The organism is Terriglobales bacterium (assembly GCA_035454605.1).
In the GTDB taxonomy this organism is placed as follows: Bacteria; Acidobacteriota; Terriglobia; order Terriglobales; family Acidobacteriaceae; genus DATMAB01.
Genome location: DATIGQ010000068.1, coordinates 1 through 13,057 on the forward strand (window position 1 = coordinate 1; position 13,057 = coordinate 13,057).

11 protein-coding genes are annotated in these 13,057 nt (G+C 64.4%); 1 reads left to right on the forward strand and 10 read right to left on the reverse strand.

The genetic code is table 11. The features are described from left to right. A partial coding sequence (locus VLE48_04750; GenBank protein HSA92298.1) for a hypothetical protein occupies nt 1-196 on the forward strand: 196 nt, incomplete at its 5' end. Here the strand turns inward: VLE48_04750 and VLE48_04755 are convergent. The 10 genes from VLE48_04755 to VLE48_04800 all read right to left on the reverse strand — a co-directional run bounded on the left by VLE48_04755 (nt 177) and on the right by VLE48_04800 (nt 12,716). After that, nucleotides 177-1,862, reverse strand: coding sequence for a GspE/PulE family protein (locus VLE48_04755; GenBank protein ID HSA92299.1), 1,686 nt, complete (start codon nt 1,860-1,862; stop codon nt 177-179). The two genes, VLE48_04750 and VLE48_04755, sit on opposite strands and share 20 nt — an antisense overlap. Before the next feature lie 93 nt (nt 1,863-1,955). Then, nucleotides 1,956-3,173: a type II secretion system F family protein gene (locus VLE48_04760; protein HSA92300.1), complete on the reverse strand. Its 1,218-nt coding sequence runs from the start codon at nt 3,171-3,173 to the stop codon at nt 1,956-1,958. 58 nt (nt 3,174-3,231) lie between these two features. Continuing rightward, on the reverse strand, nt 3,232-3,801 hold the full coding sequence (locus tag VLE48_04765) for a hypothetical protein (GenBank protein HSA92301.1): 570 nt from the start codon (nt 3,799-3,801) through the stop codon (nt 3,232-3,234). A gap of 4 nt (nt 3,802-3,805) precedes the next feature. Next, complete coding sequence (gene lolA / locus VLE48_04770; GenBank protein ID HSA92302.1) at nt 3,806-4,465, reverse strand: outer membrane lipoprotein chaperone LolA; 660 nt, start codon at nt 4,463-4,465, stop codon at nt 3,806-3,808. 65 nt (nt 4,466-4,530) lie between these two features. Continuing rightward, complete coding sequence (locus VLE48_04775; GenBank protein ID HSA92303.1) at nt 4,531-5,481, reverse strand: hypothetical protein; 951 nt, start codon at nt 5,479-5,481, stop codon at nt 4,531-4,533. Further along, complete coding sequence (locus VLE48_04780; GenBank protein ID HSA92304.1) at nt 5,478-6,254, reverse strand: ABC transporter permease; 777 nt, start codon at nt 6,252-6,254, stop codon at nt 5,478-5,480. The genes VLE48_04775 and VLE48_04780 overlap by 4 nt, the downstream gene beginning before the upstream one ends. Further along, on the reverse strand, nt 6,251-7,186 hold the full coding sequence (locus tag VLE48_04785; GenBank protein ID HSA92305.1) for an ABC transporter ATP-binding protein: 936 nt from the start codon (nt 7,184-7,186) through the stop codon (nt 6,251-6,253). The genes VLE48_04780 and VLE48_04785 overlap by 4 nt, the downstream gene beginning before the upstream one ends. Nucleotides 7,187-7,342: 156 nt before the next feature. Further along, a complete protein-coding gene (sppA, locus tag VLE48_04790) occupies nt 7,343-9,091 on the reverse strand; it encodes a signal peptide peptidase SppA (protein HSA92306.1) in 1,749 nt (582 codons plus the stop codon). After that, entirely contained in the window at nt 9,088-10,869 is a 1,782-nt protein-coding gene (locus VLE48_04795; GenBank protein HSA92307.1) for a tetratricopeptide repeat protein, read from the reverse strand. Before VLE48_04795 ends, sppA begins: the two co-directional genes overlap by 4 nt. Continuing rightward, a complete protein-coding gene (locus VLE48_04800) occupies nt 10,866-12,716 on the reverse strand; it encodes a tetratricopeptide repeat protein (GenBank protein HSA92308.1) in 1,851 nt (616 codons plus the stop codon). The genes VLE48_04795 and VLE48_04800 overlap by 4 nt, the downstream gene beginning before the upstream one ends. Nucleotides 12,717-13,057: the final 341 nt, after the last annotated feature.

The window sequence follows — 13,057 nt, forward strand, 5'->3', positions numbered from 1 at the left end:
TTGCGCCGCGCGCGCCGCAATCACCCGGTTGGCGGCGACTTCACACGCCACCTTGGGCCGCGCCCGCGCCTTGCCTTCACCGCTCATAGTCCTGTGCCGCGGTCACTCCATCGACCGCTTCGCCGCCGATTGTATCCGAAACGCGCACCCGGGAGGCCAGGACCTGAAACCCGTCCCTACCGCGTCGTCTCAATGAACGTGACTTTGTTGATTTCCCGCAGGGTGGTGATGCCCGCCTTCACTTTGGCCAGCGCCGACTCGCGCAGGAAGTGCATGCCTTCCTTCTTGGCTTCGCGGCGGATCTCCGAGGTGGGCTTCTTGGCCAGGATCATCTCGCGGATGTTGTCGCTCAGCTCCAGCAGTTCATGGATGGCGGTGCGCCCGCGGAAGCCAGTCCCTGCGCACTCGATGCACCCTGCGCCCTCGTGAAACGGCATCGTCGCCCATTCGGCGGGGATCAGTCCGCTGGCCTCCAGCGCGTCCGCGTCGTATTCCACCCGCCGCTTGCAGTTCTCGCAGATCACCCGCACCAGCCGCTGCGCCAGGATGCAGTTCAGCGACGACACGAAGTTGTACGCCTCCACTCCCATGTTCAGGAACCGCCCGATCACATCCACCACGTTGTTGGCGTGGACGGTGGTGAACACCAGGTGCCCGGTCAGGGCGGATTGGATGGCGATCTGTGCCGTTTCCGTGTCGCGGATCTCGCCCACCATGATCTTGTCCGGGTCGTGCCGCAGGATGGAGCGCAGCCCGCGCGCGAACGTCAGCCCTTTCTTCTCGTTTACCGGGATCTGTGTGACCCCGCGGATCTGGTACTCCACCGGATCCTCGATGGTTACGATCTTGTCTTCGTCCGTCTTGATCTCATTCAGCGCGGCGTAGAGCGTCGTGGTCTTACCGGAACCGGTTGGCCCGGTCACTAACACCATGCCGTAGGGCTCGCTGATGTAGCGGCGGAATTTCTTCAGGTCTTCATCGCTGAAGCCCACCACGTCGAGCGTGAGCTTGCGGAACTTCTCGCTCATGCTCTCTTTATCCAGCACGCGCAGCACCGCGTCTTCGCCGTGGATGGAGGGCATGATGGAGACGCGGAAGTCGATGGAGCGGTTGCTGTAGCGCACGCGGAAGCGGCCGTCCTGGGGCACGCGGCGCTCGGCGATATCCAGCTCGCTCATCACCTTGATACGCGAAATGATGGTCGAGTGATGGTCGCGGGCGATGGGCGACATGGCGGGCTGCAGCACCCCGTCAATGCGGTACTTGATGGCCACCGAGTCGTCGCGCGTCTCGATATGGATGTCCGAAGCGCGCCGCTGCAGCGCGGTGAAAATCGTCGTGTCCACCAGCCGGATGATGGGGCTGATGTCGCCCTCGGCGGTCAGCTTCTCGATGGAGATGGTCTCGTCCGCCAGCTCGTCCTCGCGGATGACGTCCAGGGTAAAGCCTTCGCTGGCTTCTTCCAGTACGCGCTGCGACTGCTCGGTCTTCTTCAGCAGGTCGCTGATCTGCGAAAGGGTCGCCACCTTGGTGAGGATGCGCTTGCCCAGCAGCAGCCCGATCTCGTCGATCATCATCAGCTTGCTGGGATCGTCGATGGCGATGGCCAGCCGCCCGTCTTCGGTCACCTCCAGCGGCACGAAGTTGTAGCGGAACATCAGGTCCACGGGGATGGAGCGAAACAGGTCGTGCTGGATGCGAAAGTGCTTGAGGTCCACGTACTCCGAGCGATAGCGTTCGGCCAGATCGTGCGCGCGCGCTTCTTCGTCGGCCTGGCTGGCCGCGGGCGCGCGGCCGCCGTTGCCGCCGTTCACGAACAACGGCGCCCGTCGTCCCCCCGCCGGGTTGGTTTCGTTGGCCATGTCTTTCAGCTTAACTCAATCGGCAGTCAGCAATCAGCACGCAGCATTCAGCCAGAATCATGCATGACCACACAACCACATAAACCACATGGCTCACCTTGCCGCTACGCCGCCCGCGCCCAGTGTGAAGATGGGCAGGTAGAGCGAGAGCAGCACGAAGGCCACGACCAGGCCCATGAAAATCAGGATGGCGGGCTCGATCAGCGACATCAGCGCCGTCAGCGCCGTCTGCACGTCCTCTTCGTAGAACTCGGCCACGGAATTCAGCATGGCGGGCAGCGCGCCGGTGGACTCGCCCACTTCGATCATCTCCACCGAAAGATCGGGGAACGAGCCCGTCTCCTCCAGGCTCTTGGAGAGCGGCTGGCCTTCACGCACCCGATGGGCGGCCTGTATCACCCCTCGCGACAAATATTTGCTCTCCAGCGACGCTCCGGCGGTTTCCAACGCCGGCACCAGCGGCAATCCACCGGCCAGCAGCGTGGACATCATGCGCGCAAACATGGCGATCTGGTACTTCAGCCAGATCTCTCCCAGCACCGGTGTCGCCAGCCGCACGCGATCCAGCCGCTCCGCGCCCGCCGGGCTGCGCTGCCAGCGCCGGATGAGCAGCGCGATTCCCAGCACGCTGCCGGTCACCAGCAGGATGTGTTCGCGCAAGGTCACGCCCACCTTCAGCATGAACAAGGTGAGCGGGGGAAGCTGCGCCTTCAGCGACTCGAACAGCTTGGCGAACTCCGGCACCACGTAGGTGACCAGGAAGATCAGCATGACGATCACCAGCGTGATCAGCAGCGCCGGATAGACCAGCGAGGCCAGCAGCTTCTTGCGCACCGAGCTGGCCGTACGCTGGAAGACGATATAGCGGTTCATCACTTCTTCCAGGTTGCCGCTCTTCTCGCCCGCCAGCAGCGTGGTGGTATAGAGCCTGGGGAAAGCCTTCTGCGCAGCGAAGGCTTCGGAAAGCAGCTCGCCGCTGCGTACCCGGTCGCGCACGTCCTCCAGCAGGCCGCGGAAATAGGGGTTGCGCTGCCGGGCCTTCAGCAGATCGAGCGCGGTCAGGATGGGCAGCCCGGCGCGGATCAAGGTGACGAACTGCTGGTTGAAGATGACAAAGTCGTCCAGCCTGATCCGGCGGCGCTGGGGCAAGTGGACCTCGCCCCCGGCCAGCAGGCTGCGTGGCCGCACCGAGTAGACCAGAAAACCCTGGCGGGAGAAACGCTCGCGCGCCTCCGCTTCCGAATGCGCGTCTTCCACCTGCTCCAGCAGGCGGCCGTGCTCGTCGGCCATCTTGATGAGAAACTCGGCCATGTAGCAGCGCCAGTCTATCACCGGCGGCGCGCGGGGCGGCCAGGCGCAAACCGGGCAGTCAGGAGCCGACGGCCGGCGGCTTCAACTTCAATTTCGCCGCATACCCGCACAACTGCTCCACGTCCGCCCCGCTTCCCGCAGCCCATATGTGCAGCGTCAGCGACTCCACGCCGGAAGCGGACGGTGGCGAAGGAGTCTGGGGCGCGGGCGGCGCGGGGCTCCGGAACAGTCCCTCGACCACGGTCTCGCAAGTGTACTTGCCGGCTTCGTTGGCCGTGGCTTGCCAACAGAACCAGGTCACCGGCTGGCCGCCGATGACCCCTTTGAGAGACTGCGCATTCGCCGGATGCGCCGGATTCGGATGGTGCCCCGCATAAATGCCCAGGCGCCCGCCCGAAGGCAGGGTGAAATAGGTCACATCGAAATCCGGCCCGCGCTGGTGCTCCGTCCTCGCGTCGGCCGGCAGGTCAATCAGCACGTTGGGAGCGCCATTCCCCCAGGAAGGCACTTCGAACGTCCGCATGGCGGGCGCAGGCGATGGCGCCGGCGCAGGTGTTCGCACCCAGGGCTTGAAATACACCAGTGCCAGCACGCCCACAATCAATGCCGCGATCAGAAATCGGCGCATGGGCTTACGGTTCGAACGCTTCCGTCTCAATCACCTCGGTCCCGGCCGGAGGCGTGAAGCGGAACTGGGCGTCGTCGCGGAGTTGATTTTCCGTCAGGTAGCGAAAGCGGAACTCGGTGGTCGAGCCGTCCACTTCCTCGATGACGATGCGGGTGATGCGCGAGTCGGGCGCGATCTCCAGCCACACCTGCTGGACGCGGTCGGCTAGGTGCTCGGGAGCGCCGCGCAATACCGTGTTGGCGGGCTCCAGCGGCTTGAGGTCCGGAGAAGGCGCGAGGTCGGGAAATTCCTTCAGCAGTTTCGACTTGCCCAGGAGATAGCGCAGCGGGGAGCGCAGATCGTCGAGCTTCTTGACTGGAGCGCGGCGCACCTGGCGCTCGTCCGGAAGATAGAAGTAAGCCGTCTTGCCGTCGGTGACGAACAGCTTCTCGCGCGGCGTCCGATACTCCCAGCGCATTCTGCCGGGACGCTTCAGCCACATGGTGCCGCTCTCGGTGCGCGCCATCCCCTGGCCGCGGTAGATCTCGGTGAACTCAGCCGAAAGCGATTGCAGGCGGTTGTAGCGCTCGTCCACGGAACGGGCGAGAGCGGAGACGTCGACTTGGGCGGAGAGAGGGAGGGTGAGCAGCACGGCGAAGATCATGAGGTGGGGCTTGCTGGGCATGGGCGGCCTTACAACAAGATACTCCTGTCATTCCGAGCGAGAGCGACCGAGCCGCTTTGGCGGCCTTACTTCTTCCTCTCCTCTTTTTCTTCGTCTTCCTTCACGATCTGTAAGAATTCCGCCTCCTTGCCCTTGGGCAGGCCGCGGCGGATGAAGGGCAGGTCGTCGGGCCGGGCGACCTCGACGCGGCCGTCAGCCATGAGCTTGTAAGGCGCGCCCGTGGGATCACGCGGGACGCCGCGCAGGAGGCCGGCGGTGATCATGTCCTGCCAACTCGAGGGAAGCTCTCCGGTGCGCTCGCGGTAATGCTGGATGGCGGCTTCGAGTTGGGACACCACCTGGTCCACCTCCAGCGCGCGCAAGCGCTTGGCGGCGTTGGAGCGGATGAACTTGTCGTCGGTGCTCTCGTAGATATAGATCCACATGCGACGGGCGGTCTCGAGGTCCCCGCCGTGCTGCGCCATGGCCGCGCCGATAATGCGCAGCCAGGGATGCGCGCCCGGCACCTCCGCCCCACGCAGGAAGGCCTGGCTCGCGGCCACGTAGTCATTGCGCTCGATGTAGTGAATGAAACCCAGGTGGTAGTAGAGCTGCCAGTCGTCCGGATTGTCGCGGATGCCCTTCTCGACGAATTGCACCGCATAGTCCGGCATGCCCGCGCCTTCCGGCGGCTGCTGCGCCAGGAAAATGGATCCGTACTTGTAGGCCACCACCAGGTGTGGGTCGAGTCCGGTGGTGATATCCAGCAGCTTGGGCAGCAGGTCGTACCGCTTCGCCCGCTCCACGTGCTTCCTGCCGAAGTATTGCACCGTCCTCGTCCAGTACAGATCGGCGAGCAGGCCGGTGTAGCCGAGGCTCATGCGGCGGAGGACGGAAGGGGAAGAGATGTAGAGGACTTCCTCCAGGGTGGCGCCAGTGCGCAAGGTGTCGAGGGTGCGAAGCTCGAGCGACCAGCCGACGGCGCAAGCCACCAGCAGCAGGGCGAAGATGCGGGTGATCTGGCGGCGCTCGGTCATTTCAGATTGCGATGCTCGAAGATGAGAACGGCGGCGCTCAGGGCGCCGGTGGCATAGAGCAGGGCGTAGAGCGTGTTGTGCAGGATGAGCGCCCCGGCGACGGGCTGCTGGTGAGCGACGCTGGCAATCACGTTCATGGAAGCGAAGTTGGGAACGAGATAGGCGGCGGCGGTGGTGGCCCAGCGGGAAACGCCTTCGCTCATCTGGGCGAAGGCGCGCAGGTCTTCCGCGAAGGTTCCAATGACGAAGAGCGCGAAGGCCATCACCGCAGAAAGCAGCGGCGACGAGAAGGTGGAGAACAAAAGAGCCAGCGCGGTGATGACGATGAATTGAAGCACGATGAAGTAAAGGGCGACAAAGATCCATTTGTCGCCAGGCTCGAACTTGCCGGCCACGTAGTAGAGGGCGGCGAAGACGCCCACGGCCATGATGGAAGCGTTGACGATCAGCGTGCCGACCAGCCCGGTGAACTTGCCCAGGACGAACTCCCAGCGGCGCACGGGGCGGGCCAGCAAGGTGTAGAGCGTGCGCTTCTCCATTTCTTTCCAGACCAGGCCGATGCCGATGAAGATGGCGATGAGGATGCCGAACAGGGAAACCGAAGTGAGACCAAGATTGATGACCACCTGGCGGCCGATGTCGATGGAAACCTGGCCGACGAGCACCGACGCAGCCGTGAGCAGCAGGGCGAAGAAGATGAGGTTGTAGAGGACGCGGTCGCGCACGGCCTCGCGGAAGGTATTGAAGGCGATGGTGGCGATGCGGGAGGTCATGGCGCGGAAACCTCCGCACGCGGGGCGATCTGTTGGACGAAGTAGTCCTCGAGGGTGGCGCGCACCGGCGTCACCGAGATGAGGCGGCAGGTGTCGCGGCGAAGGAGGTCGATGCAGGCGTCCAGTTTTTCTTCGGCGAGGACGGCGGCGATGGTGTCGCCGGTGACGCGGCACTCGGCACCGAGAGCGCGGACGGCATCCAGCGCAGACGGGCCTTGCCAGAGGACCTCGACCTTGCCGCGGCCGGCGGCGGTGAGGGAAGCGACGGCGCCGACGGCACGAAGCTCACCGAGGTGTAGCACGGCGACGCGGTCGCAGAGGGCTTCGGCGTCGGAGAGGATGTGAGTGGAGAAGAAGACGGTCTTGCCTTCGTCCTTGAGGGCGCGGATAAGGTCGCGGACCTCGCGGCGGCCGACCGGATCGAGGCCGCTCATGGGCTCGTCGAGGAAAACGACTTCGGGATCGTGCAGGATGGCCTGGGCGATTCCCACGCGCTGCAACATGCCCTTGGAAAACTTGCGCAGCGCGGTATCGCGAGCGCCGGCCAGGCCGACACGCTCCAGCAGTTCCGCAGCGCGACGGCGGCGCGTGAGGGCGTCCATGCCGGAGAGGTGGCCGTAGTAGTCGAGCAGCTCGGAGGCGGTGAGTTGGTCGTAGAAGTAGGGTTGCTCGGGAAGAAATCCGATGCGGGCCTTCACGCGCGGATCGTCATGGGCCATGCCCAGGATGCGGGCGGAGCCGGCGGTGGGGAAGATGATCCCCATCAGCAGCTTCAGCGTAGTGGTCTTGCCGGCGCCGTTGGGGCCGAGATAGCCGAACACCTCACCCGGCTCGACAGCCAGCTCGAGCGGCTTGAGCGCGACCTTTTCTTTCTTGCGCAAGAAGCCGACGGTGTAGGTCTTGGCAAGTCCCTGAATTTCGATGGCGGACATAGTGCGACGGTAAACGTAGTCCTACGGGGATATTTTACGAAAAGATGGGGCAGTGTGGATAAGCGGCCAGTCGAGTGAGTCAGTGAATCGTTGAGGTATCTTCCCACGTCTGCGCCGAAAGGCGGCGCAGACATGGGGCACCTTCGGGCATGCCGTTCACGGCTGGGTAGCGGAGTCGGGCATCGCGAGCACGCCTTGGTTGGCGCCGGTGAGGGCGCGGAGCTGGCGCAGGACGGGCTGCAACGCTTCGAGTACCTGGACGGCTGTGCGTTCGCTGGAGTCCGGTTGCTTCTCAAGCAAGCGCTGCAAGAATGGCTTCCTTTCCGGGAAGAGCTTGAGCTTGACCTCCTCGCTTTCGGGGATGTTGGCGGCCTTCTTGGCCAGCTCGAGCGCTTTGGGGAAGCCGCCGAGCTCGTCCACCAGGCCCAGCGCCTTGGCGTCCTCGCCCGACCAGATGCGTCCGCGAGCGATTTTCAGCACTTCGTCCTTCGGCATCTTGCGACCGTCGGCGACCTTGCTGGTGAAGTCGTCGTAGATGCGGTCGAGGGCGGCCTGGAAACGCGCCCACTCCGTGGGCGAGTAGTCGTGGGTGCCGGTCCACATGGTGGCGTTCTGGCCGAAGTGCAGTTCATCCCAGGAGATGCCGGTCTTTTCCCAGAAGCCGGAGGTGAGCAGCTTGCCGGCGAGCACGCCGATGGAAGCGGTGACGGTGCCAGGCTGAGCCACGATCTTGTCTGCGGGCATGGCCACAAAGTAGCCACCGGAGCCGGCCAGGAATCCCATGCTGACGATGACGGGCTTGCCCGCCTGGCGGGCGCGGACGACTTCGCGCCAGATGGTGTCGGAGGCGACGTAAGAGCCGCCGGGGCTATCCACGCGGAAGAGGATGGCCTTGACGTCCTTGTCCGCGACCGCGGCGCGGAAGGCCGCGGCCACGGTGTCTGAACCCATCCTGATATCGCCGAAGATGGGGTCGTAGCTGTTTTCGCCGCGCTGGACCTCACCCACGCCGTAGATGAGAGCGATGGTCTTGCCTTCCTGGTGCGGGCGGCCGGCGCGTTCCAGGTACTTATCCAGGAAGAGGAAGGGTGTGCTCTCGCCGGCGCGCTGTTTCACCTTGGCGAGGACTTCGTCGCGGTAGGCGACGCCATCCACCAGCTTGGCGGCGACGGCTTCCGAACCGAGGAACGGGCCACGGTCGATGAGCGAGCGGACGTCGGGCTCGCTCAAGCGGCGTCCCTGGGCGATGCCGCGCACCAGTTGGTTGAACCAGGTCTCGACCACCTTGCCGAGGGATTCGCGGTGGGCGGGCGTGAACTTCTTCTCGGTATAGGTGTTGAGGGCGTTCTTGTATTCGTAGCGCTGGTCGCCGTGGAAGCGGGCGCCGAGCTTCTCAAAGGCGCCGGCCAGGAACATGGGCTCGGCCATGTAGCCGGTGAGACCGAGATCGCCGGAGGGCTGCAGCCAGATCTCGTCGCAGGCGGTGGCGAGGTAGTAGGCCTGGTTGGCGGGACCGAATTCGCCGAAGGTCTCGGAATAGGCGATGGCGAATTTCTTTTTGGCGCGGAAGCGCTCAATGGCGTCGCGCACCTCCTGGGCCTGCGCCATGGACAGCGGGAACGCTTCGATCCAGGCGACAAGGCCGACGACGCGGTCGTCGTTCGAGGCGCGGTCGAGGGCGTCTACTACGTCGCGCACGACGACGCGATCACGCAGCATGGCCCGGGCGACGGGATCGTCGGGCACGTATTCCACCATCTGCGTGTCCAGATGGACCTCAAGGACGACGCGCCCAGGAATGCGCTCCTGGTACTTGCGGTAGCCGAGAATGGCGACCACCACGATGAGATATACAAGGACCAGACTGCCGACGAACGTGGCAAGACGCTGGAAGGTCTGCTTCATGGCTTGTTCTCCAAGGTATCGGTGTGTTTCTGACGGCTCTGGTGCAGGCGGGCCTCAGCCTGGCGGACGCGTTCGGCTGCATCCGGATCCCGCGGAAAGAGCGCGGCTTCCTCGCGGTAAAGCCGCAGCGCTCCTTCGAGGTCGCCGCGCTGTTCCAAAACTTCCGCGAGTATCGTGTGATAGCCGGCAACGTCGGGGTCCAGGCGAATGGCATATTCCATGGCTGCTTGCGCCTGCGGCAGGTCGCCCTGGCTGCGGCGCACCAGCCCAAGATAAAGGAACTGCATGCTGTTGCGGGGATCGGCCTGGATGGCGCGGCTCAGCAGGCGCTCGGCCTGGGCGAAGTCCCCGAGGCGATAGTAGGTGATGCCCAGACTGAAATTGCCCCACCAGTAGTTGGGATCGACGGCCAGAATCTCGCGGTAGAGGGAGATGGCCAGTTCGGTCTGGCCGCGGTCAAGGAGCTCATTGGCCAGGAAGGCGCGCGCCAACACGTTCTGCGGAGCGATTTCGACTCCCCGCGAGTAGAGCAACAGATTGGTGGCCCAATGAGGAGCTTGGGCGGCCGTGCCTGCACCCAGCAGCACAAGCAGCAGGAGCAGGATCGCGACCTGTCCGGCGGGCAGCCCGAAGCGCAACCTGCGTCCCAGGCGGATGCGGCGGACCGCCAGCGCGACCAGCATGACAAAGCCAACCGAAGGCAGGTAGAGATAACGGTCCCCGACCATCTGGGTGAAGCGGAAGGCGGGCAGGTTCAGCACCGGCAGGATGGGGAGTAGCCAGACAAGGCCGGCGGCAAGCGCCGGCGATGGCCACCGTCGCCAGCACAGCGCGGCCACGGCAGCCAGGGCAAGCAGAGCCAGCAGCGGCAGCACAAAGCTGGCAAAGCCCGGCGAAGTGACGAACGGGCTGTCGTAGAAGGCACTGAGACCGACCGGCAGGAGCAGCTTCCGGGCGTAGAACCAGACGACCGAAGGCAGGGTCCAGAGCACCGTCTCCCAGGTAACGGGAGTGACGGCATTGCCTAGCTTGCCCAGAGCGAGAAAACGCACCGGCAGATACAAGAGCGTGAGCAGCCAATAGGGAAGCGACTGACGGAGCGCCCGGACCACCGTTCCCGGCGAAGAGTCGGTCATCCATGCATAGAGCGCAATCATGAGCGGCAGAACGATGACGCTCTCCTTGGTGAGCAGCGCCAGCGCGTAGGAGAGCAGGGAAAGAACGGGCCACAGGGGCCGCCGAGCCTCCTGCCGGGCGCACAGCCAGAACAGAAAAGCAGAGCAGGCGAACAGAGCGGCCAGGGGATCGCTGGCACTCGACACCCAGGCCACGGCTTCGATATGGACGGGATGGAGGCCGAAAATCAAGGCGGCGAACGCAGCCAGCCATGCGTCCCGGCTGATGGCGAGCGCCAGCCGCCCCACCATCAGGGTGACGGCCAGATGGAGCACGAGGGAACTGGCGTGCCAGGCCATGGGGTTCAGACCGAACAGGGTGCGGTTGACCAGCAGCCAGAGCAGGAACACCGGCCGGTAGTAGTTGCCTTCGCGACGTCCCTGCATGTGCGCCCACACATGTTCCTGGAAATACGAAGGGACGTAGCTCCAGGACTCGAGGCGCCGGTTAAGGACGATCTGCGAACCGTCGTCATTCACAAACTGGAAGCCCAGCGTGGCGATGTACGCCAGGGCGGTGAGGAGAAGCGCGAGCGCAAGCAGGAGCCGAGGGCCGGTTGCGGAGGACTGGGGTGCGAGGGCCGCCTCAGATGTTGGTTTCACGGTTCTTTCTCCGCAGGGCTTGCCGAAGGATTCCGATCCGGCAGGCGTTGCGCCAGGCGCTGGGCGCGCTCGCGAGGCTCAGGGTTAGCGGGCTGCAGTGCAGCTTCGCTACGATACAGTTCTAGGGCGCGCGCAAAGTCGCCCCGCCGTTCCATTACCTCACCCAACCAGAGTCGATACTCGGGCGCACCGGGGTCCATGCCAATGGCGTGCTCGATGGCCGCCTGTGCCTGCGACAAATCTCCTTCCGCCATGCGGGTGAGACCAAGATAAAGGAAGAGGCTGCTGTCGGCAGCAGGATCGGTGCGGATAGCGCGGCTGAGATGGCGGTCGGCGTCTTCGTACTTTCCGATGCCGTAGTACGCGATCCCCAGGCTGGCGTTGGAATACCAGAGATCGGGAAAGCGTTCGAGGAGCTGCCGATGGAGGCGGATTCCGAGCTCGGCGTCACCACGGTTGAGCAGCGCATTGGCCAGGAAAACGCGGGCACGCACGTTGCCGGGGGCGATTTCTACCGCACGGGAAAACAGCAGCAGGTCGCTGGCCCAGAAAGCAGTCTGGCGGGCGGTCGCGCCGCCCAGCAGAAGCGCAATCGCGAGCACGGAGCCCAGTTGCGCCGCGGGCTGTCCGAAGAGCCGGCGACTTCCGGGCGGCAGGCTGCGGAGCGCGAGGGCGATCAGGATCGAGAATCCCACGGAAGGCAAGTACAGGTAGCGGTCGTGCACCGTTTCCCATTCCGGAAGCATTGCCAGGTTCAGCAGCGGTAGCAGCGGCAGCACGAGCCACAGCAGACCAACCGCAAAAGCCTGAGAGCGCCAGCGTCGCCACCCGACCCACAGAAGTGCGGCGATGCCAACCGAAGCCAACAGGGGCAGAACGAAGCTGCGGAATCCGGGATGGGTGACCAGCGGGAGGTCGTAGAAGAGGCTGAGGCCGACCGGAACCATGAGCAGACGCAGATAGAGAAAAAGCACGGAGGGCAAGGTGAACACAAGTGTCGGGAGCGATAGAGGAGTAAGACCGTGCGAGAAACCGTGCAGGGCAAACATTCGAACGGGCAGGTACGCAACCACGAGAATCCAGAAGGGAAGCGAAGCCCACAGTGCGGCTCGCAAGCGGGCGCCGAAAGCAGGCGCCGTCCCGGCCGCGGAAGGGGGAAGCCAGGCATGAAGGAGGATCAGCAAAGGGAAGACCACGGCCGTCTCCTTGGCCAGGAGCGCCAGCACGAAGAGGACGACCGAGGCCGTGCGCCAGCACCAGGCAGTCCGGCCGGCGCCGGCGGCGTGCAGGTAGCAAAGGAAGGCTCCCATCAGGGCGAGCGCCAGCAGCGGCTCGGTTCCTCCCGAGATCCAGGTGACGGCTTCGACATGCACGGGATGTAATCCGAAGAGAAAGGCTGCGAACACTGCCAACCAGGCATCCCCGCTGACCTTCCTGGCCAACCACCACACCATGGTGGTGGCCGCCAGATGCAGGACGATGGTGCTCAGGTGCCAGCCCAGTGCATTGAGGCCGAAGAGGGCGTGATTCAAACGCAGCCAAAGAAGAAACAAGGGGCGGTAGTAATTGCCCAGGACATTGCGCAGTTGTCCCCAAACGTGGGTGGTGAAATACGAAGGTACGTTCTGCCAGGACTGGATGCGCGGGTTCTGCTGGATCTGGGTAACGTCGTCGTACACGAAGCCGAACCGGGCGGCGCCGATGTAGGCCAGCGTGGTCAAGACCAGCGCCACAACCAGGAAGGCCCGCGGGCCAGACACGGCGGCAGACGGCCCGGAACCAGGTGGCGGGAACAGACTCGAGGGGATCGGATGTGGGTCCATGCGATAGCGCGGTGGAGCGCTCATGGTCCGCTGCGGCACTCCATTGTATAGGGGCCGGTGGGACCGCCTTCCCTCCACGGCCAGATCGGGATCGGGACTGCGACCCAGTCGCGATTCGAGGGCGTCGGCGGCTGCGGGAAGATGGTTTACGATAACGCCGGTCCTCAAACCGCAGCAGTTTGTGGATATCGGCAAGTCGGAGCTTCCAGGAAGAATGTGAATCCGACCACGGCGACTGGCGGGGAATCGCGGAACGACATCGAGGCAAAACGCAGCGGGCGATGGCTGCTGGGCGTGACCCTGCTGCTCACCGCAGTGACCTATGCCGGAACGCTGCGCGGCCAGTTCGTTTACGACGATGTGCC